Below are 19,671 nucleotides of genomic sequence, written 5' to 3' on the forward strand. Positions count from 1 at the left end.
GGCGGCCCCATCACCCTAGCGGCTGGCTAGACTCACCGACTGATGAGCGAGCACAGTTCCCCCGATCAGACCGCGCCCGAGACCGACGACCAGACCGGCGGGGATGCGGATCCCACCCGCTTCCACCGCCAGCCGCTGTCCTTCGTGCGCCGGGGCGACCGCCTGACCCATCGACGGCAGAGGGCCTGGGACGAGCTGGCCCCCGAGCGGATCCTTCAGGTCCCGCGCGAGATCACCGACACCTCCGTGGCCGCCCACGCCGTGTTCGACCAGGAGGCCGTCTACGGCCGGCGCGCCCCGCTGGTCGTCGAGATCGGCTCCGGGCTGGGCGAGGCCATGGCCCACCGCGCCGCCGAGGTCCCCGAGCAGGACTTCCTGGCCGTCGAGGTGTACACGCCGGGACTCGCCGACCTGCTCTCCAAGGCCGACGCCGCCGGCGCGCAGAATGTGCGGGCCGTGCAGGCCAACGCCCCCGAGGTGCTCGAGCACTTCCTGGAGCCGGCCTCCGTCGACGAGCTGTGGGTCTTCTTCCCGGACCCCTGGCACAAGAAGCGCCACCACAAGCGCCGCCTGGTCTCCCCCGGCTTCGTCGAGAAGGTCGCCCGCGTGCTGCGCCCCGGGGCCACCTGGCGGCTGGCCACGGACTGGCAGGAGTACGCGATCCAGATGCGCGAGGTCATCGAGGCGGACGGCCGCTTCGAGAACCTGCACCCCGGCCCCCTGGCCGATGACGCCCAGCCGGATCAGGGCTGGGCGCCGCGCTGGGAGGGCCGCACCCTGACCAGCTTCGAGCGCAAGGCCAGGGAGGCCGGGCGCACTCCGCGGGATCTGACCTACCGCTTCTCGGGCTGATCCTCGCCGGGGCCGGCCTCGGCGCCCGGCTGGGCGCCGGCCTCCGGGCGCCCCTCGACCGACGACCCGTCGGCGTCCGGGCTGCGGGGCTCGTCCTCCTGAGCGGGGAACGTGCCCGTGCCCCAGTCGTAGTCCACGGGACGGCCGTTCTCATCGGTGCGCTGGTACCAGTCGGTGTACTCGCTGGCCGAGGAGTCGAAATCGGCCGCCGTGGCCCACTCCCGGTCGGGGCCGTCGGCCTTCTGCACGGCGAGCATGAAGTCGTCGCCGTGCTCGTCCACGCCGTGGCGGACGGCCTTCTCCAGGGCCCATTCCCCGTAGACGCTGCGCAGGATGTAGGGGTCGGTGCGCAGATCCTTGTGGAAGGCCACGGCCATGGCGAAGATGATCAGCGTGAACGGCAGCGCGGTCACGGTGATCATGTTCTGCAGCCCGGTCAGGGCGTTCTGACCGCCGACCAGCAGCAGCACGACCGCGATCCCGGCCATGCACAGGCCCCAGAAGACGGTGACGAGCCTGCGGGGCTCGGGGTTGCCCTTCTGCGACATCTGGGAGGCCACGACGGAGGCCGAATCGGCGGTCGTGATGAAGAAGACCGCGAGCATCACGATCACGATCCCCGTCACGACCGCCCCGCCGGGCAGGGTATCGGCCACGACGAAGAAGATCTCCTCGGGGGCCGGCAGGCTTGCGGCCTTTCCGTCGGGGGCGATCGTCTGATGCTGGAACTGCTCCCGGATGGCCGTGCCGCCCAGGATGGTGAAGGCCAGCACCACGATCGACGACGGGATGAACAGCACCCCGAAGATGAACTGCCGGATGGTGCGCCCGCGCGAGATCTTGGCGACGAACACGCCCACGAACGGCGACCAGGAGACCCACCAGGCCCAGTAGAACGTGGTCCACGAGGAGAGGAACTCCTGCATCTCGGGGCCGTCGGACATCGAGGCGGAGAGCATCGTGGGCAGCTCCGCGAAGTAGGTGACCACGACGGCGGGGACGTAGTTGGCCAGGAACGCCGTGGGGCCCACGATGAAGAAGAACAGCGCCAGGGCCACAGCCAGCACCATGTTGATGTTGGACAGCCAGCGGATGCCGCGCGAGACCCCGGAGACGGCCGAGGCGATGAATCCGGCGGTGAGCAGGGCGATGATCATCAGCGCCAGGGCGTTGCCCGTCTCGCCCAGGCCGGCGAAGATCTCGACGCCGCGCCCGATCTGCAGCGCCCCGATGCCGAGCGAGGCGGCCGTGCCGAACAGCGTGGCGATGATCGCCAGGATGTCGATGATCTTCCCGACGGCGCTGTCCGTGCGCCCGTCGCGGAAGAACGGGGCGAACACCGAGCTCATCAGCGGGACGCGGCCGCGGCGGTAGGAGGCGTAGGCCACGGCCAGTCCCACCATCCCGTAGATCGCCCACGCGTTGAGGCCCCAGTGCAGGGCGGCCTGGGCCGAGGCCAGCTTCATGGCCTCCTGCGTGCCCGGATCGACCGAGCCGGGGCGCGGCGAGAGGAAGTAGGTCATGGGCTCGAACGGCCCGAAGAAGATGATGCCGATGCCGATGCCCGCCGCGAAGAGCATGGCCGCCCACGACGCGGTCGAGTACTCGGGCTCGTCGGTGTCCAGGCCGAGCGGGATCCGGCCGTAGCGCGACAGGGCGAGGCACACCAGGTAGATCAGCAGCCCCACGGCCAGGGAGTTGAAGGCCCAGCCCATGTTCACGCTGGTCCACTGCAGCGCGGCCGTCGAGATCTCGGTCAGCGACTGGGTGTCGAGCAGGCCCCACACGATGAACGCCAGGATCAGCGCTCCGGAGACCACGGTGACGATGCGGTCCACGCCGTAGCGGTTGAGCTGGCCGTCCACCGAGATGCCGGGTACCAGCACCGGGTGGATGTTGTGCGGGTAGGTGATCTCCCGCAGGAAGGCTCGCCCTGCTGCGGCCTCCTTCCCGTGTCGTCGGGACTCGATGGGGGTGCGGGACGCTTCGCTCCTGGGCATGGGGTGCCTTCGGTGTCGCGGTTCGATGGACTGCTTCACCATAGGCGAAGGCGGCGGCCCGTCCCGGGGAGGACGGACCGCCGCCTTCACAGCCTCGACCGGCACGTGCCGCTGTGCTGCCTCAGGGCCGCTGGCGCTGCGTCGCGGAGGCGCGCCCCTGGCCGTCGCTCGGGCGGTAGAGCATCAGCGCCCGGGAGCTGGAGACCTCGGGGCGCTCGCTCGGCAGGCGCCGCCTGCCGCGGGGCAGGCGCACGATCTCGCCCGAGGCCGTGGCCGCGAACACGGACTGATCGGACTCCACCTGCTCCAGGGCCTCGTCGCGCTCCCGCGTGAGCTCGGTGACCCGGTACTGCAGGGCGGCGACCTGGCTCTCGAGCTCGATGATGCGCTTGATCCCCTGCAGGGAGACGCCGTCCTGGGACAGCTGCTGGATCTGGCGCAGCTTCTGCACATCGCGCTGGGAGTAGCGCCGAGCGCGCCCCGGGGCCCGGGAGGGGCGGACCAGCCCCTGGCGGTCGTACTGGCGCAGGGTCTGCGGGTGCATGGACGCCAGCTCGGCCGCCACGGAGATCACGAACAGCGGCTTGTCCGTGTCGAGAGCCATGGCATTCACGTTCCTTTCCAGATGATGGGGTTCCGGTGTCCCGGCGGGCGGACCCGGGAGCGATCCCGGGCCGGCGCTGCGAGGCCGGGCTCAGAGCCGGCTCACGCGCCGGCGCGCTCCATGAGCTTGGCCCGGGGATCCTCGCCGGCTGTGGCGGCGGCGAAGTCCTCGACCGCCTTCTTGGCTGCGTCGTTGAGCTCGGCGGGCACGGCCACCTCCACGGTGACGATCAGATTGCCCTGGCCCTTGGACGAGTGCACGCCCTGGCCCTTCACGCGGAAGCGGCGTCCCGACGACGTCCCGGCCGGAATGCGCAGCGACACGGTGCCGCCGGTCGGCTTGGGGACCTGGACGGTGCCCCCGAGCGCGGCCTCCGGGAAGGAGATCGGCACCGTGACCAGGAGGTCGTCCGTCTCCCCCTTGCGGGAGAAGACCGGGTGCTCGCCGACCTTGACCGTGAGGATCAGGTCGCCCGGGCCGCCCGGGCCGTCATGGCCCTTGCCCCGCAGCTTGAGCTTCTGGCCATCGCGCACGCCCTGCGGGACCTTGACCGTGGTGGTCTTGCCGTCGGAGCGGCGCAGCCGCACCGTGGTGCCCTTGAGCATGTCGTCGAAGGAGATCAGCGTGGACGTGGTGAGGTTCTCGCCCTTGGCGGGCGGCTGAGGGGACTCGTAGCCGTCGAAGCCTCCGGCGCTGTAGCCGCCGCTGTAGCCCCCACCGCCGAAGCCGCCGCCTCCGAAGAGGTCCTCGAAGCTGAAGCCTCCGCCGCCGCCGGTGGTGGTGTAGCGGGTGCGGGTGCGCCCGCCCCCTCCGAAGGCGTCGCCGAACAGGTCCTCGAAGCCCCCGCCTCCGGAGCCGCCGGCGAAGCGGGCGCCGGAGCCCATGGCGCGGATCTGGTCGTACTGCTGGCGCTCCTCGGGATCGGCGAGGACGTCGTGCGCCTCGGAGATCTCCTTGAAGCGGGCCTCCGCCTCCGGGTCACCGGGGTGGCGATCCGGGTGATGCTTCTTGGCGAGCGTGCGGTAGGCCTTCTTGATCTCGGCGTCGGTCGCGTCCTTGGAGACGCCCAGAACGCCATAGAAGTCCTTGTCGATCCAGTCCTGACTGGCCATGACGCCTCCTTTCAGGGGCAGTTGACGGTGGTGATGGTGCTTCCGGCGGCCCGTATCCCTCGGGTCTGCCGGGAGGAGCTGACGGGGCCGCCCGCCGAGGCGGACGCCCCCGTCATCTCAGGTGCACGGGCCGCTGCGCGGCTCGTGTCACGGCGCTCGCCTCCGCGAGCGGGCCGGCTCAGTCGCCCGGCGCGACGGCCACCTGGGCCGCGCGCACCACGCGCCCGCCTACGCGGAAGCCGGAGCGCAGCACGAGCGAGACGTGGTCGGGCTCGACGCCCTCGGCAGGCTGCTGCAGCACGGCCTCGTGCACGTTCGGATCGAAGGCCTCGCCGACCGTGCCGACTCGCTGCAGCCCGTTGCGCTGCAGCGACTCCTCGAGCTTGTCGGAGATCCGGGCGAAGGGCCCGTCGGTGATCTCTCCGGCCTGGCGGCCGGCGTCGATGTCATCGAGCACGGGGACCAGCGAGGCGACGACGTCGCCGATGACGTGATCGCGCAGCTGGTCACGCTCGCGGGCCGTGCGGTTCTTGTAGTTCACGAACTCGGCCTGCAGTCGACGCAGATCCTCGAGCCGCTCGCGGGCGAGGTCATCGCCTGCGGACCCCTGGCCCTGATCGGCCTGGCGGGCCTCCTCGGTCTGCTCCGCGCCCAGGACGTCCTCCGGGGTCAGCGGCTGCTCGGCCGAGGCCTGCTCCTGGTTCTCGGCGCCCTCAGCGGGCTGCTCGGCATCGCCGGGCACCTGCTCCTGCGAGCGCGGGTCCTCTGGATTGGTGGTCATATCTGGCTCCTCAAGCGATGTGGGGGCGCAACCCGGCCGATCGGCCTGCGGATCGCGCGCGACGGTGTGCGGATGCGGACGAGGCCCGCCCGGCGCCGTCGCGGGGCCGCCGCTGTGCGCGACGGGTCCCGCGAGGCGCTCGGGCGAGCCTCGCAGCACGGGTCACTTGGACGAGTCGGAATCCTTCTCGTCGTCGACGACCTCGGCGTCGACGATGTCCTCGTCCTCATCCTGGGCGGGCTGCTCGCCTGCGGCTGCGCCCTCGGCGCCGTCCTGCGAGTAGACGGCCTCGCCGATCTTGCCCATGGAGCCCTGCAGCTTCTCGACGGCCGACTCCACGGCGGAGTCGTCGTCGCCCTCGAGCGCGGTCTTCACCGCGTCGATGTCCGCCTGGACCTCGGTCTTGACATCGTCGGAGAGCTTCTCCTCGTTGTCCTTGACGAGCTTCTCGGTCGAGTAGGCCAGCTGCTCGGCGTTGTTGCGCATGTCCGCGGCCTCGCGGCGCTTCTTGTCCGACTCGGCGTTGGCCTCGGCGTCCTTGACCATGCGGTCGATGTCCTCCTGCGACAGCGAGGTGCCGCCGGTGATGGTCATGGACTGCTCGGTGCCGGTGCCCTTGTCCTTGGCGGACACGTGCACGATGCCGTTGGCGTCGATGTCGAAGGTGACCTCGATCTGCGGCACGCCGCGCGGGGCCGGCGCGATGCCGGTCAGCTCGAACGTGCCCAGGTTCTTGTTGTCCCGGGTGAACTCGCGCTCGCCCTGGAAGACCTGGATCGAGACCGAGGGCTGGTTGTCCTCGGCGGTCGTGTAGACCTGCGAGCGCTTGGTCGGGATGGCCGTGTTGCGCTCGATCAGCTTGTTCATGACGCCGCCCTTGGTCTCGATGCCCAGCGACAGCGGGGTCACGTCGATCAGCAGCACGTCCTTGCGGTCGCCCTTGAGCACGCCTGCCTGGATGGCGGCGCCGATCGCGACGACCTCATCCGGGTTGACGCTCTTGCTGGGCTCCTTGCCGCCCGAGAGCTCCTTGACCTTCTCCACGACCGCGGGCATGCGGGTCGAGCCGCCCACGAGGACCACGTGGTCGATGTCCGAGACCTTGATCCCGGCCTCCGAGATGACATCCCGGAAGGGCTGCTCCACGCGGGCCAGCAGATCCGAGGTCAGGGACTCGAACTTGGCGCGGGTCAGGGTCTCATCCAGGTGCACCGGGCCCTCGCTGGTGACGGAGAGGTACTGCAGCGAGATGTTGGTCGAGGAGGCCGAGGACAGCTCCTTCTTGGCCTGCTCGGCGGCCTCCTTGAGGCGCTGCAGGGCGATCTTGTCCTTGGACAGATCCGCGCCGGTCTTGGACTTCACCTGCTCCAGCAGCCAGTCGACGATGCGCTGATCCCAGTCATCGCCGCCCAGGCGGTTGTCACCGGCGGTGGCAACGACCTGGATGGTGGAGAAGTCGTCGTCGTCCTTGCCGACCTCCAGCAGGGAGACGTCGAACGTGCCGCCGCCGAGGTCGAAGACGAGGATGTTCTCGTCCTCCTTGCCCTTCTCCAGGCCGTAGGCCAGGGCCGCCGCGGTGGGCTCGTTGATGATGCGCAGGACGTTCAGGCCCGCGATCTCGCCGGCTTCCTTGGTGGCCTGGCGCTCTGCGTCGTTGTAGTAGGCCGGGACGGTGATGACGGCGTCCGTGACGTCGTCACCCAGGTAGGCCTCCGCGTCCGCCTTGAGCTTCATGAGCGTGCGGGCCGAGATCTCCTGCGGGGTGTACTTCTTGCCGTCGATCGAGGTCGTCCAGTCCGTGCCCATGTGGCGCTTGACCGAGGCGATGGTGCGATCGACGTTCGTGACGGCCTGTCGCTTGGCGACGGCGCCCACGAGGGTCTCGCCGTCCTTGGAGAACGCGACGACCGACGGGGTGGTGCGGGCGCCCTCCGCGTTCGCGATGACGACGGGCTCGCCGCCCTCCAGCACTGCGACGCAGGAGTTGGTGGTGCCCAGATCGATGCCGACTGCTCGAGCCATGGTGATTCCTCCTTCTGCCGAAGCCTCTGACGGGGCCTTCGGATCTGTTCTTGCGGTGCTCACTGCGAGCGGCTACCGGATCCTTCAGCCCCGGACGGCCTCTCTCGTTGAGCTTTCTGGACTCAAGTATAGCCCTGCCAACCTTCGTGTCAAGCAGACTTGAGTCAGTTCGTATCAACTTTCCGACGCGCCCGTGAACTCCGCTGTCCCGCGCTCGTCAGGGCCCGCTCATACGCCGCACATGCATGCCGCCTACACTGGAGCGCATGTATCGCATCGCAGTCGTGTGCACCGGCAACATCTGCCGCTCGCCGATGGCCGAGCTGGCCCTCGAGCGCGAGCTCGATCGCGCCGGGCTCGCCTCATCGGTCGCGGTGGACTCCGGGGGCATCTCGGACGAGGAGCACGGCAACCCCGTGGATCCCCGGGCGGCGCGGGTGCTCGAGCGCGAGGGGCTCGATCCCTCCGGGCACAGCGCCCGCCAGGTCACCCTGCAGTGGTTCGAGGACCACGACCTCCTGCTGGCCATGACTCCTGAGCACGCTCGGGCCCTGCGCGCCACGGCCCCGGAGGGCGCCCAGGACCGGGTGCGCCTGTACCGCTCCTTCGACCCGCAGGCCGCCGATCTGCCCGAGTCCGAGCAGGGCGTGGCGGACCCCTGGTACGGCGGGGCCGAGGGCTTCGAGAGCACGTGGGAGATGGTCGTCGACGCGCTGCCGGGGATCGTCGAGCATGCCCGCGAACAGGCAGGGGCCTGAGGCATGCAGGACGTCGAGCTGCACATGGACCCCGCGATCGCCGAGCGCAACCCCTCGGGCATCGCCCTCATGCATCAGCTCACCGAGCCGATCCACCGGCCCCACCTCATCGGGATCGACGGGCGCTCCGGGGCGGGCAAGACCTCGCTGGCCGGGCAGCTCGCGCAGGTGCTGTCCGTGACCCGAGATGTCGTGGTCTTCCACCTCGAGGACCTCTACCCGGGCTGGGACGGCCTGGATCGGGGCATCGCCATGTACGAGGAGTCCATCCTCTCCCCGCTGCGCGACGGCCGGGACGCCTACTGGACGGCGTGGGACTGGCTGGCCGACTCGCCGGGCGGACCGCGGCTGACCCGTGCTGCGGAGATCGTGGTCCTGGAGGGTGTGGGAGCCTGCAGCGCACCGGCGCGAGAGGTCCTCGACGTCTCCGTGTGGGTCGAGCTGCCGGAGGCCCAGCGCCGGGAGCGCGCCCTGAACCGCGACAGCGGCTTCGAGCCCTACTGGGACATGTGGGCCCAGCAGGAGCTGGACTACCTGCAGCGCGATCCCGTGTGGGAGTCCGCCACCATCATCCAGCCCGGCCCCACCGGCTGAGCCCTCGGTCTCACTGCCAGATGAAGCGGTGGGTCCCCAGCAGCTCAGAGACCGCCGGCGCGGCCGCCGCTGCGGCCACGGCCGCCCCCAGCAGCAGCGCATCCGCGCGCCCGAAGCGCAGCGGACGGGCCCAGGTCCGATCCCTGGCATCCACCACGCCGCCGAAGCCGCGCACCTCCATGGTCACGGCCAGCCGCGAGGCCCGCCGCAGGGCCTGCACCAGCAGCCCGAACGCCCGCCCGCCGGCCTCGCGCAGCACCGCCGCAGGACGCCGGGAGCCGCCCACGCCGCGGGCGCGCCGCGCCGTCACGAGCACCTGCCACTGATCGATCATCACCGTCACCAGCCGCAGGCCCACGAGCGCGGCCAGCACGATCCGCACCGGAAGGCGCAGGGTGCGCGCCAGGCGATCGGCCAGATCGGTCGGATCCGTGCTCAGCAGCAGCATCACCCCCGGCAGCGCCAGGGCCAGGGCGCGCAGGGCGATCGCCGCACCGGCGGCCACCGAGCCGGACGTCAGCTGCAGCGGCCCAGCGGAGACCCACAGCTCGCCTCCGGCATCGGAGAGCACCGCGGTGCCCCACCCGGAGAGCACGGCGGCCAGCAGCAGCGGCCAGACCCGCAGCAGCACCGCGGACGGGCGCTGGCCGATCACCGCCAGGCCCACGAGCTCGACGGCCAGGATCAGCCCCGAGGTCACTGGATCCGCCGAGACCAGCAGCGCCAGGCTGAGCACGGCCACGGCGGCCAGCTTGGCCAGCGCGTCCCGTCGGGCGAGCACCCCGCGCTGGCGCCCAGGCGCGGTGGAGGACCCCTGCATGCCGACCGCGCGCGGCACGGGCCGCACCGGGACCTCCCGAGCGGCCAGAGCGCGGATCAGCTCGGCGTCATGGGTCACGACCACCACGCAGCGACCCCGCTGCACCTGCTCGGCCAGCAGATCGACGACGGCCGCCCATGTCACGGCATCCTGGCCGAAGGTCGGCTCGTCGAGGATCAGGATCCGCGGGGCCGCGGCCAGCACCGTGCCCACCGACAGGCGGCGCTTCTGCCCGCCGGAGAGCGTGAACGGGTTTGCCTCGGCCAGCTCCGTCAGCCGCAGCCGATCGAGCAGCTCGTCCACGCGCCCGGCGATCTCCTCCTCCGGGACCCCGGCCCGGCGCGGGCCGACCGCGAGCTCCTCGCGCACCGTGCCGGTGAGGAACTGGTGCTCCGGCTCCTGGAAGACCGTGCCGATCCGCTCCACGAGCTCGGGACCGGACCACACCGAAGGATCGTTCGGGATCCCGTCGGCCAGAGCGTCGGCGGCGCGCACCGCACCGGAGGCGGGCACGAGCAGCCCGGCCAGGCTCAGCGCCAGCGTGGACTTGCCGGCTCCGTTGGGACCGGTCAGGGCCACGGCCGACCCGGCGCGCAGCTGGAGGTCGACCGGCAGGGCTGCGGGGGCTCCGGCCATCGAGTCCTCCGGAGCGGGCCGCCCCGAGCGCACGCGCCGTCGGCGCCTGGACAGCCGGCGCTGCGAGGGCTGCTCGCGCGAGACCTCCAGGGCCTCGGCACTCAGCAGCAGGTCGCCTGCCAAGGCCTCCGGCAGCAGCGGCTCGACCTGCGCCCCGGGAGTCCACACACCGGCTCGGCGCAGCTGCTCGGCGTAGGTTCCGTGGGCGTCGAGCAGCTGCGTCGGAGATCCGTCGGCCACCACGCCGCGCGGACCGAGGACCACCACGCGATCCACGAGATCGGCCCACACCTCGGTGCGGTGCTCGACCACCACCAGGGTGGCCCCGGTGTCCTCGACGACCGCCTCGACGGCCCGGCGCACCGTGGCCACGCCCTCGGGGTCCAGGTTGGCGGTGGGCTCGTCGAGCAGCAGCAGCCGCGGGCGCATGGCGGTGATCCCGGCCAGCCCCAGGCGCTGCTGCTGACCGCCGGACAGGGCGGAGGTGTCCCGGTCCGTGGAGATCTCGAGCCCCACGGAGTCCAGGGCGCGGTCCACGCGCGGGCCGATCTCGGCCGCCGGCACCGCGAGGTTCTCAGGCCCGAAGGCGACGTCGTCACCGGCCCGCGCCAGCAGGATCGAAGACTCCGGATCTTGCTGCAGCAGCCCCGTGACCGCGTCCCGCTGCGCCGCCGGGCGCCCGTCCACCAGCAGTTGCCCGCGGGGGCCGCTGCCCGCGCCGTCGTCGGTCTCGTCCTCGGTCTGGGGCAGCACCCCCGCCAGGGCGTGCAGCAGGGTGGACTTGCCCGACCCACTCGCCCCGAGCAGCAGGACCCGCTGACCGGCGGGGATCTGCAGGTCGAGGCCCTGCAGCGCGGGCTCGCCGCGGCCGTCGGGCTGCCAGCCGAAGCCGCGGGCCGTCACGCTCGCCCCAGCGGTGCGGACAGCCTCCGTCATCGCCCGGAGGCCAGGCCCGACAGGACACCGGTGGCACGCAGCGCGCGCACGAGCAGCCACATGGCAAGCCCGGCGATCACCGCGCCAGAGGCCGTGCCCAGCACGACGTAGACCGCCTGGTGAGCCCCCGGCCACTCGTAGTAGTAGAGGAGGCACTCGCTCAGCGTCCCGAGGGCGCCGGCCAGCGCCCCGGAGGCGATCGCCACAGCCGGTCCGAAGCGGCGGTAGCCGAAGGCCAGGAAGACGACCTCCGCTGCAGCGCCCTGGATCAGGCCGGAGATCACGACGGTGGCGCCGAACGTGGTGCCCAGCAGCCCCTGGAAGGAGGCGGCCAGCAGCTCGCAGGCCAGGGCCGCTCCCGGACGGCGGATGATCAGCGCGCCCAGCGGTCCGGCCAGCAGCCACCCGCCCACCAGCAGCCCGCCTGCCGGCGGGTAGCCGACGGTCAGCGCCTCGGAGACCGGGTAGACCAGCGACGACCAAGCCCAGAACAGGACACCGCAGGCGGCGGCCAGCACCGCGAGGACCACGAGGTCGAGCACGCGCCACCGCAGGCGGGAGCGGGAGCCGCGCTGCGGGGAGCGGGCGGCGCCGTCCGGGCGCGGGTGGGGACCGCTCTGCGAGCGCGGATCGAGGCCGGGATCGGCGCTGCTGCGATCGGGGCACAGCGGGTCGGTGCTGCGATGCTGCGTCATGGTGCTCCTCCTGGGGCATCGGGGGCGCCATGGCGTCCCGCTGATCAGGAGGGGAAGGATGCGTGCCGCGCTCGATGGCGGGGCCGGAAGGCGCCGATGCCGCTGCGCGACAGCACCCTCGAGATGCTCGACTCCCTTCGCCGGTGCTAGCCGGAGCAGGTTCGAGGGTCTGCGGCGGACCGCACTCTCAGCGCCCTCGGGCGCTCCCCTGTCGTATGCCCGGGATCCTACGCCAAACGCGCAGCAGATGCAGGTCGCCCTCAGCCGGGCCCGGAACGGACGAAGGCGCCGGGAGCACACGGCTCCCGGCGCCTTCGCTATCGATCAGCAGGCCGCGCGCAGCGACCGGCCCGGACCGGTCGAGATCAGGCGCGGCCCTTGGCCTTCTCCTGCGCCTTGAGCTCGGCCTTCTCGCGCTGCTCGGCGACCTGGCGGTTGACCAGGGTGCGCACGACCGTGGTCAGCACGCCGCTGACCACGGCGAACAGGACGATATCGAGCCAGCGGTCCTCACGGGGGTCATCGCCCTTGGACGGGACCTGGCGGCCGGTGACCTTCTTCCACGTGGCGTCGAGGCCCTTGGTGGCGGCCTGCACGCCCAGCACGGACGCGCCGGTGCCGATGAGTCCCATGATCTTGGGGTTCATGTCATCTCCTACCCCGAGTGAGCTACTCGGGAGATCGCGGAACCGGCGCCTCAGCCGGCGCCGGAGGTTCGGTGCTCACCCTAGCGCGCTCGGCGAGCCGTCGCGGATCACGACGGGCGATCCGCGCCGCCCTGCGACTCGGCGGTGTCGGCCTCGTCCAGGGCTGCGGCCAGGTCATCGGCGATCAGCGTCTCATCGAGCACGTGCTTGGTCCGATAGCTCGAGCGCCCCACCATGTGCGCCGAGACCGGCGCCGTGAGCAGCATCAGGGCCCAGCCGAGCAGGGCCAGCGGCAGCAGCGTCCACTCGCGGGAGTGGATTACCACGGCCAGCAGCATGCACAGCAGACCGAGCACCTGCGGCTTGGTGGCCGCGTGCATCCGCGACAGGACGTCCGGCAGCCGGATCAGGCCGAGGCCGGCCGTCAGGGACATGAGGCAGCCCACGAGCAGCAGCACGCCCACGACGATGTCGAGCACGAGGTCCATGGGATCCATCAGCGGTGTCCCTCCTTCTCGGACGGGGAGGGCTTCTGCATCGGGGCGGGCCGGTGATCCTGCTCGGCCCGCTCGCCCTCGACCGGCTCCTTGGTGGCGCCCTCATCGGTCTGGCCCGTCTTCCGGGGCCGCGTGGGCTGGACGAACCGCGCCACGGACACCGAGCCGATGAAGCCCAGCAGCGAGACGGTCACGATGACCATCATGTAGTCGGAGTGATCGCTCCAGACCATCTCCAGGGCGATCGCGGCGACCACCACGGAGAGCAGGACGTCGCTGGAGAGCACGCGGTCCAGCAGCGAGGGTCCCTTCACCAGTCGATACAGCACGCCGGCGGCCGCACCGGCGAGCATCACGAGGCACACGGCCATGACGATGGTGCTCATCGGCTCTGCTCCTCATCCCCTCGTTCGGCCTTCGATCTGTGGGCGTAGCCCGCCCAGCTGCGCAGCACGGCCCGAGGGCTGAGTCCACGGCCCTTCTGGGCGTCCTCGCGCCGCAGCGCGGCGTAGTCCTCCGGAGAGCCCATCATGCGGATCCAGGCAGCCTCGGTGTTGCGCACGGACTCCCGGAAGTGCTCGATGTCCTCGTCGTCGTGCACGTCCAGGACGTGGAAGTAGAGGATCGCGTTCGGACGGTCCACCTCCAGCAGCACCGAGCCCGGGATCAGTCCCGTGGTGCTTCCGGTCGCGGTCATGATCAGATCGGAGTGCGAGCGCATCTGCACGGCGGTCACCGACGAGGAGGCCCTGGGCCCATGGGCGATCACGGTCCACATGACCTCGAAGCTGGCTCGGATGACCTGCCACAGGAAGGTGACGAACAGGGTCACGGCGTGCAGCACGTTGAAGCGGCTGGACAGCTGTACGGGCTGCAGTGCCAGCGCCCGGGTGACCAGCAGGGACAGCACCAGGCCCACCAGGAGGTTCTTGGCCGTCAGCTCGCCCCACAGCACGGCCCATACGAGCATGAGCCATAGGATCAGGGGGATCTCCACGGCCCAGCGGTGCTCGCGCCGCCGCGGCCGGGCGGATGCGGACCCGCGGGATGTCGCTGTCGAGCTCACTGATCTGCCTCCTCGGACTGCTCGGCGCCCTGCCGCTGCGCGTCGGCCTCGGCCGAGGGCCGCGAATCCGTGCCGTCGTAGACCTCGCGCTGGATGCCGGCGCCGCTGTCCTCGCCCACATCCTCCCCGTACTGCTCGCCCTCCGGCACGCTCGGTGCGGCAGGGTCATCGGAGCTCGGGTCCTCGCCGTCGTCCACGACGCCGCGCGGTCCCGATTCGTCGCCGAAGACCGCCTCGACGTAGCGCTCGGGGTGCATGAGGTTCTCCGCGGCGTTGTCGGCCACCGAGAACAGCGGTCCCGCGAAGACCGTGAGGGCGACCCCGACCGCCACGAGCATCCCGGTGGGCATCACCATGGAGAACGGCATGAGCTGCACGTTGCTGCGACCGGCCCACCGGCCGCCGCCCTCGGCCTCCATGGACACCGAGGCGGCGCTGCGGGGCCCGTGCTCCCGTGCCTCGTCCCGGGAGACCAGCAGGACCGGATCCGGGTAGTCGGCGTCGTCGGGGGCGCGCAGGAACGCCTTGTTCCAGATGCGCATCAGGGCCATCAGCGTCAGCAGCGAGGTGAGCACGGAGCCGGCGATCACGACCCAGATGGCCCAGCCGCCCTGGTCGGTGCCCGCCTGGATCAGGCCCACCTTCCCCAGGAAGCCGGAGAACGGCGGGATGCCGCCCAGGTTCAGCGCGGGGATCATGAACAGCAGGGCCAGCAGCGGCGACAGCCCGACCAGACCGCCCAGGCGGTCCGTGTTGGTCGACCCGCCCCGGCGCTCGATCAGACCGGCCACCAGGAAGAGGCTGGTCTGGATGATGATGTGGTGGACCACGTAGTAGACAACTGCCGCCATGGCGGTCTGCGTGCCGACCGCGATGCCGAAGATCATGTAGCCGATGTGGCTGACCAGCGTGAAGGACAGCAGACGCTTGATGTCGATCTGGGCCAGCGCTCCCAGGATGCCCACGACCATCGTAAGCAGCGAGACCCACAGCAGCAGCTGATCCGCCCCGTCCCCCGGGAACAGCAGCGTCTCGGTGCGGATGATCGCGTAGACGCCCACCTTGGTGAGCAGGCCCGCGAACACGGCCGTGACGGGTGCCGAGGCCGTGGGGTAGGAGTCGGGCAGCCAGAACGACAGCGGGAAGACCGCGGCCTTGATGCCGAAGGCGACCAGCAGCATCAGGTGCAGCTGCATCTGCGTGCCCACCGGCAGATCGCCGAGCTTCACGGCCAGATCCGCCATGTTCACGGTGCCGGTGGCCGCGTAGATCATCGCGATGGCGATCAGGAACAGGACCGAGGAGATCACGGAGACGACCACGTAGGTCACGCCGGCCCGGATGCGCTGGGCCGTGCCGCCCATGGTCATCAGGACGTAGGAGGCCATCAGCAGGATCTCGAAGCCCACGTACAGGTTGAAGAGATCACCCGCCAGGAACGCGTTCGAGACGCCTGCGACCAGGATCAGGAACGTGGGGTAGAAGATCGAGATGGGGCCGTCGTCATCGCCGTCGGCGATGCCCTGCCCGGTCGCGAACAGCAGCACCGCCAGCGAGACCAGGGTCGAGACCACGAGCAGGATGGCCGAGAGCTGGTCCACGACCAGCACGATGCTGAACGGAGCCTGCCACCCGGCGACGTTGATCGAGGTGGGGGCCGACTCCCATGCCGTGGCCAGCACGAGGCACTCGGCCAGCAGCGTCAGCGACAGCGACACGATCGCCACGAAGCGCTGGGCCCGGTTGCGGCGCACCAGCACCAGCGACAGCGCCGCGCCCAGGAAGGGCAGGACGATGGCCAGCGGGGCGAGCTGGATGATGTCGAAGCTCATCGCCGTCCCTCCTTGCGCTGACGCCGCCGCTCAGCGGACTCATGCTCCCTGCGGTGGCGTGCCAGCTCCTCGGCCCTCTCCTTCTCGTGCCTGTCGATCTCGTCGTCGTCGAACTCCGAGTCCTCCTCGGGCACCTCGGCGTCCAGCTCCTCGTCGTACGACGACTGGACTGCCACGCGGCGGTCCTCGGCGTCGTCAGTGATCTCATCGCGATGGGAGAGCACCCAGGAGCGGTAGATCATGCCGAGCAGGAACGCGGTGATCGCGAAGCCGATCACGATCGCCGTGAGCACGAGCGCCTGCGGCAGCGGGTCCGAGTAGGCCCTCGGGTCCAGACCTGAGTCGTAGAGCGGCGAGCGCCCTGGCAGCCCTCCGGTGTGCAGCAGCAGCAGGTTGGTGCCGTTGGTCAGCAGCATGATGCCCAGCAGCACGCGGGTCAGCGAGCGCTCGAGCAGCATGTAGACGCCCACGGCGTAGAGCACGCCCATGACCACCAGCATGGTGAGGTTCAGGCTCATCGTCGTCCCTCCCCCGTCCGGTCGTCATCGGTGCTCGTGCGCTTGCCGGCGCTGAGGATCTGCTGCCGGTCCATGCCCCCGCCCCCGAAGTCCTTGAGGTCGGTCTCGGAGACGGTGACGTCCTGCGTGGCGTCGCTCTCGGTCAGGTCGACGTCGTCGCTGGCCTCTTCGCGCAGGACGGTGATCGCCCCGGTGCTGCCCGGCTCCGAGGAGGGGCGGCGCACCACGCGGATGCGGGCGCCGCCGCGACCGGCGGCACGACGACGGCGGCGCAGCGCCTCGTCCTCCGTGTGCCGATCGATCTGCCCGCCGAGCGAGCGCAGGACGTCCAGGACCATGCCCACGACCACCAGGTAGACGCCGACATCGAAGATCATGGCGGTCACGAACTTCACCTCGCCGATGATCGGCCAGGTCCACTCGAACGTGTAGCTCTGCATGATCGAGCCGCCGAAGAAGATCGGGGCTATGGCGTAGACCGCGGCGATGGCCAGGCCCAGGCCCAGCATGGTGCCCGCGTTGATGGGCGTCGAGCGCCACAGCTCGTAGCGCCCGCCCGCGAGATAGCGCAGCGTGAGCGCCAGACCGGCGGTCAGGCCGCCGGCGAATCCGCCGCCGGGGAGGTTGTGACCGGCGATCAGGAAGTACAGCGAGACCATGATGATCGTGTGGAACAGCAGCCGGGTCACGATCTCGAGCACGATCGAGCGCCGCTCCGGGGACAGCGTGCGCCCGGCCACGATGTAGGGATCGTCCTCGTCGCCGCGGAAGGACCGCGAGGCGCGGTCGAACTCGGTCTCGAAGCTGCGCGCGGTGATCTCGGCCCGCTGGCGGATCTGGCGGATCTGCCCGGTGCTGGGCTGGGCCGTGGCGTGCGGGCGGTCCCGGCGCCCGAGCACGAAGATCAGCGAGGCGATGCCGGTGGCTGCCAGGACCAGCACGGAGATCTCCCCGAACGTGTCCCACACGCGGATGTCCACGAGCAGCACGTTCACGACGTTCGCGCCGTCGCCCTCCTCGTAGGCCAGCCGCGGCATGGCGAACGAGACCGGGGACTCGGTGCGCGAGGCCATGGAGAAGGCCGCCAGCAGCATCATGAAGCCGCCGAAGAGGATCGCGATGATGGCCCGCGGCAGGCGGGTGCGATCGGCCTTGCGGTCCCACACGGGCGCTGGCAGGGTCCGCAGCGCCAGCACGAAGGCCACCAGGGCGATGGTCTCCACGAGGGTCTGGGTCAGCGCGAGGTCCGGGGCGCCCTGCAGGGCGAAGGTCAGCGCCAGGCCGTAGCCCGTCACGGAGACGAGCAGCACGGCCAGGAAGCGCTTGCCCGCGCGCAGCACGGCCAGGCACGCGCCGATGATCAGCGCGGCCGCCACGAGCTGTCCCCACGAGTCCGCGATGCGCATGGAGCCCAGCGGCGGGGTCTCGTAGAGGAACAGGACGGTGACCGGCACGACGATCGCCGTGATCAGGATGACCGAGAGGTAGAAGCTCAGCGAGCCCCTCTGGGTCTTGCCCGTGACCCACACAGCCAGCTTGTCCAGGGAGTCGATGACCTCGCGGTAGATCCGCTCGGCCGGGGTCATGTGCGGCAGGGAGTGCAGCACCGCGGCCAGCGTGCGGCGATTGGCGTGCAGGAGGAGCCCGAGCGCGATGATCCCCAGCGAGATCAGCAGCGCGCCGTTGATGCCGTGCCACAGCGCCAGGTGCAGCGTGGCCTCGCCGGCGAACTCGCCCACCCAGGGCAGCAGCGAGTGCTCGACCGGTCCGGGCACGAAGCCGTAGACGATTGTCAGGACGGTGAGCACCACGGCAGGGGCCACGAAGGAGCGGGCTGCGTGGTGGGCCGGGGTGCGCATGGGCCGGCCGTCCTCGCCCGTGGGCAGCTGGGCGAACGCGCTGCGCTTGACCCCGAAGGCGCCCCACACGAAGCGGGCCGAGTACACGACGGTGAACACCGAGCCGAGGATCACGCCGAGCAGGCGGATCCAGGCCAGGGCGTCTCCCGTGTCCGCCTGGACGTCGTGGAGCAGGGTGCCGAGCACGGCCTCCTTGGCCACGAAGCCCCCGAACGGCGGGACGCCTGCCATCGAGGCCGCCGCGATGATCGCTACGACCAGCAGGACGGGCATCTGGCGACCGACCTCGGAGAGCTTGCGGATGTCTCGGGTGCCGGTCTCGTGGTCGATGATCCCGACCGTGAGGAAGAGGGTCGCCTTGAACAGCGCGTGGCCCACGAGCAGCGCCATGCCGGCCAGGGCGGCGTCGGGGGTGCCGACGGACAGGACCAGGATCATGAAGCCCAGCTGGGACACGGTGCCGTAGGCCAGCAGCAGCTTGAGGTCGTACTGGCGCATGGCGACCCAGCCGCCGAAGACCATGGTGCCGACGCCCAGCGTGAGCAGCATGGGCTGCCAGGCGGCGGTGTCCGAGTAGCCCGGGGCCAGCCGGGCCACCAGGTAGACGCCGGCCTTCACCATGGAGGCGGCGTGCAGGTAGGCCGAGACGGGCGTGGGGGCGGCCATGGCCTCGGGCAGCCAGAAGTGGAACGGGATCAGCGCCGACTTGGTCACAGCGCCCACGAGCAGCAGCGCGATCGCGACGTCGATGATCGGCCCGTGCGAGGCCAGCTGCGGGCCCATGGCCACGAGCTCGGAGATCCGGTAGGTGCCGGCGCTCTGCCCCAGCAGGATGACGCCCACGAGCATGGTCAGGCCGCCGGCGGTCGTGATGATCAGGGCCTGCATGGAGGCGCGACGAGCCGAGAGCCGGACGCGGGCATACCCGATGAGCAGGAACGACAGGACGGTCGTGATCTCCCAGAAGATGAACAGCAGCAGGAGATCATCGGCCACGACGAGCCCGTACATGGCCCCGGCGAAGGCGACCAGCTGCGCGCCGAAGGAGCCCGTGTCCGGGGAGTCCTCCGAGAAGTAGCGGGCGCAGTAGGCCAGCACGAGCGCACCGATGCCCAGCACGATCAGCGACATCACCCACGCCAGGGAGTCGGTGCGCAGGGCGATCGCCAGGTCCATGGTGGGCAGCCAGGGGATCACCTGCTGCCACTGCCCGGAATGCGCGGCCCCGCCCTGCAGCAGCACCCAGATGAACGAGGCCGCCGGCACCGCCGCGATGACGTAGAAGGCGGACCGGCCGAAGCGGGTGAACAGGAGCGGTGCGAGCAGAGCGATGGCTGCGTGGGCTATCAGCACTGCCAGCACGTGCGCCTCCGTTGCGGCTCGAGGAGTCGACGACCAGCGGCTCTGCAGGCCAGCCGATCGGTCGAGGGACCGGCGACGAG

The 19,671-nt window shown here is 70.9% G+C and carries 17 protein-coding genes and 1 riboswitch; of the genes, 3 read left to right on the plus strand and 14 right to left on the minus strand.

Features of this window, described 5'->3' with window-relative positions; all coding sequences use genetic code 11:
• Positions 1-42 precede the first annotated feature (42 nt).
• Positions 43-852: a tRNA (guanosine(46)-N7)-methyltransferase TrmB gene (gene trmB / locus JOE55_RS05320; RefSeq protein WP_204782227.1), complete on the plus strand. Its 810-nt coding sequence runs from the start codon at positions 43-45 to the stop codon at positions 850-852.
• On the opposite strand, the gene JOE55_RS05325 is transcribed toward trmB, so the two are convergent.
• The 5 genes from JOE55_RS05325 to dnaK form a co-directional block, all read right to left on the minus strand.
• A complete protein-coding gene (locus JOE55_RS05325; protein WP_204782228.1) occupies positions 834-2,852 on the minus strand; it encodes a BCCT family transporter in 2,019 nt (672 codons plus the stop codon). The two genes, trmB and JOE55_RS05325, sit on opposite strands and share 19 nt — an antisense overlap.
• 121 nt (positions 2,853-2,973) lie before the next feature.
• Positions 2,974-3,456, minus strand: a complete 483-nt coding sequence (locus JOE55_RS05330; RefSeq protein WP_204782229.1) for a heat shock protein transcriptional repressor HspR — start codon at positions 3,454-3,456, stop codon at positions 2,974-2,976.
• Between the two features lie 101 nt (positions 3,457-3,557).
• On the minus strand, positions 3,558-4,568 hold the full coding sequence (locus JOE55_RS05335; RefSeq protein ID WP_024289805.1) for a DnaJ C-terminal domain-containing protein: 1,011 nt from the start codon (positions 4,566-4,568) through the stop codon (positions 3,558-3,560).
• Positions 4,569-4,746: 178 nt separating this feature from the next.
• Positions 4,747-5,349: a nucleotide exchange factor GrpE gene (locus JOE55_RS05340; protein ID WP_024289804.1), complete on the minus strand. Its 603-nt coding sequence runs from the start codon at positions 5,347-5,349 to the stop codon at positions 4,747-4,749.
• A gap of 162 nt (positions 5,350-5,511) precedes the next feature.
• Positions 5,512-7,371, minus strand: coding sequence for a molecular chaperone DnaK (gene dnaK / locus JOE55_RS05345; protein WP_204782230.1), 1,860 nt, complete (start codon positions 7,369-7,371; stop codon positions 5,512-5,514).
• 266 nt (positions 7,372-7,637) lie between these two features.
• Here dnaK and JOE55_RS05350 point away from each other — a divergent pair, with 266 nt between their 5' ends.
• Both JOE55_RS05350 and JOE55_RS05355 read left to right on the plus strand, forming a co-directional pair.
• Positions 7,638-8,129 (plus strand): low molecular weight protein-tyrosine-phosphatase, encoded by a 492-nt coding sequence (locus tag JOE55_RS05350; protein ID WP_204782231.1) that lies wholly within the window; start codon positions 7,638-7,640, stop codon positions 8,127-8,129.
• A gap of 3 nt (positions 8,130-8,132) precedes the next feature.
• On the plus strand, positions 8,133-8,723 hold the full coding sequence (locus JOE55_RS05355; protein ID WP_006213843.1) for a nucleoside/nucleotide kinase family protein: 591 nt from the start codon (positions 8,133-8,135) through the stop codon (positions 8,721-8,723).
• Positions 8,724-8,733: 10 nt separating this feature from the next.
• Here JOE55_RS05355 and JOE55_RS13420 read toward each other — a convergent pair whose 3' ends face one another.
• From JOE55_RS13420 to JOE55_RS05400, 9 genes are all read right to left on the minus strand, one after another.
• The gene (locus JOE55_RS13420; RefSeq protein WP_204782232.1) at positions 8,734-11,115 is read right to left on the minus strand and encodes an ATP-binding cassette domain-containing protein; all 2,382 of its coding nucleotides are present in this window, start codon (positions 11,113-11,115) and stop codon (positions 8,734-8,736) included.
• Entirely contained in the window at positions 11,112-11,810 is a 699-nt protein-coding gene (locus JOE55_RS05365; protein ID WP_204782233.1) for an ECF transporter S component, read from the minus strand. The genes JOE55_RS13420 and JOE55_RS05365 overlap by 4 nt, the downstream gene beginning before the upstream one ends.
• A 115-nt stretch (positions 11,811-11,925) precedes the next feature.
• Positions 11,926-12,030, minus strand: a riboswitch (TPP riboswitch).
• Positions 12,031-12,175: 145 nt separating this feature from the next.
• Positions 12,176-12,457, minus strand: coding sequence for a DUF4235 domain-containing protein (locus JOE55_RS05370; RefSeq protein ID WP_053447902.1), 282 nt, complete (start codon positions 12,455-12,457; stop codon positions 12,176-12,178).
• A gap of 107 nt (positions 12,458-12,564) precedes the next feature.
• A complete protein-coding gene (mnhG, locus tag JOE55_RS05375) occupies positions 12,565-12,954 on the minus strand; it encodes a monovalent cation/H(+) antiporter subunit G (protein WP_024289798.1) in 390 nt (129 codons plus the stop codon).
• The gene (locus JOE55_RS13425) at positions 12,954-13,340 is read right to left on the minus strand and encodes a monovalent cation/H+ antiporter complex subunit F (protein ID WP_204782234.1); all 387 of its coding nucleotides are present in this window, start codon (positions 13,338-13,340) and stop codon (positions 12,954-12,956) included. The genes mnhG and JOE55_RS13425 overlap by 1 nt, the downstream gene beginning before the upstream one ends.
• Positions 13,337-14,020, minus strand: coding sequence for a Na+/H+ antiporter subunit E (locus JOE55_RS05385; protein ID WP_204782235.1), 684 nt, complete (start codon positions 14,018-14,020; stop codon positions 13,337-13,339). The genes JOE55_RS13425 and JOE55_RS05385 overlap by 4 nt, the downstream gene beginning before the upstream one ends.
• Positions 14,017-15,852 (minus strand): Na+/H+ antiporter subunit D, encoded by a 1,836-nt coding sequence (locus JOE55_RS05390; RefSeq protein ID WP_204782236.1) that lies wholly within the window; start codon positions 15,850-15,852, stop codon positions 14,017-14,019. The genes JOE55_RS05385 and JOE55_RS05390 overlap by 4 nt, the downstream gene beginning before the upstream one ends.
• Entirely contained in the window at positions 15,849-16,370 is a 522-nt protein-coding gene (locus JOE55_RS05395; RefSeq protein ID WP_204782237.1) for a Na(+)/H(+) antiporter subunit C, read from the minus strand. Before JOE55_RS05395 ends, JOE55_RS05390 begins: the two co-directional genes overlap by 4 nt.
• Complete coding sequence (locus JOE55_RS05400; RefSeq protein ID WP_204782238.1) at positions 16,367-19,591, minus strand: Na+/H+ antiporter subunit A; 3,225 nt, start codon at positions 19,589-19,591, stop codon at positions 16,367-16,369. Before JOE55_RS05400 ends, JOE55_RS05395 begins: the two co-directional genes overlap by 4 nt.
• Between the last annotated feature and the right edge of the window lie 80 nt (positions 19,592-19,671).

The sequence above is a fragment of the Kocuria palustris genome (assembly GCF_016907795.1).
GTDB lineage: Bacteria > Actinomycetota > Actinomycetes > Actinomycetales > Micrococcaceae > Kocuria > Kocuria palustris.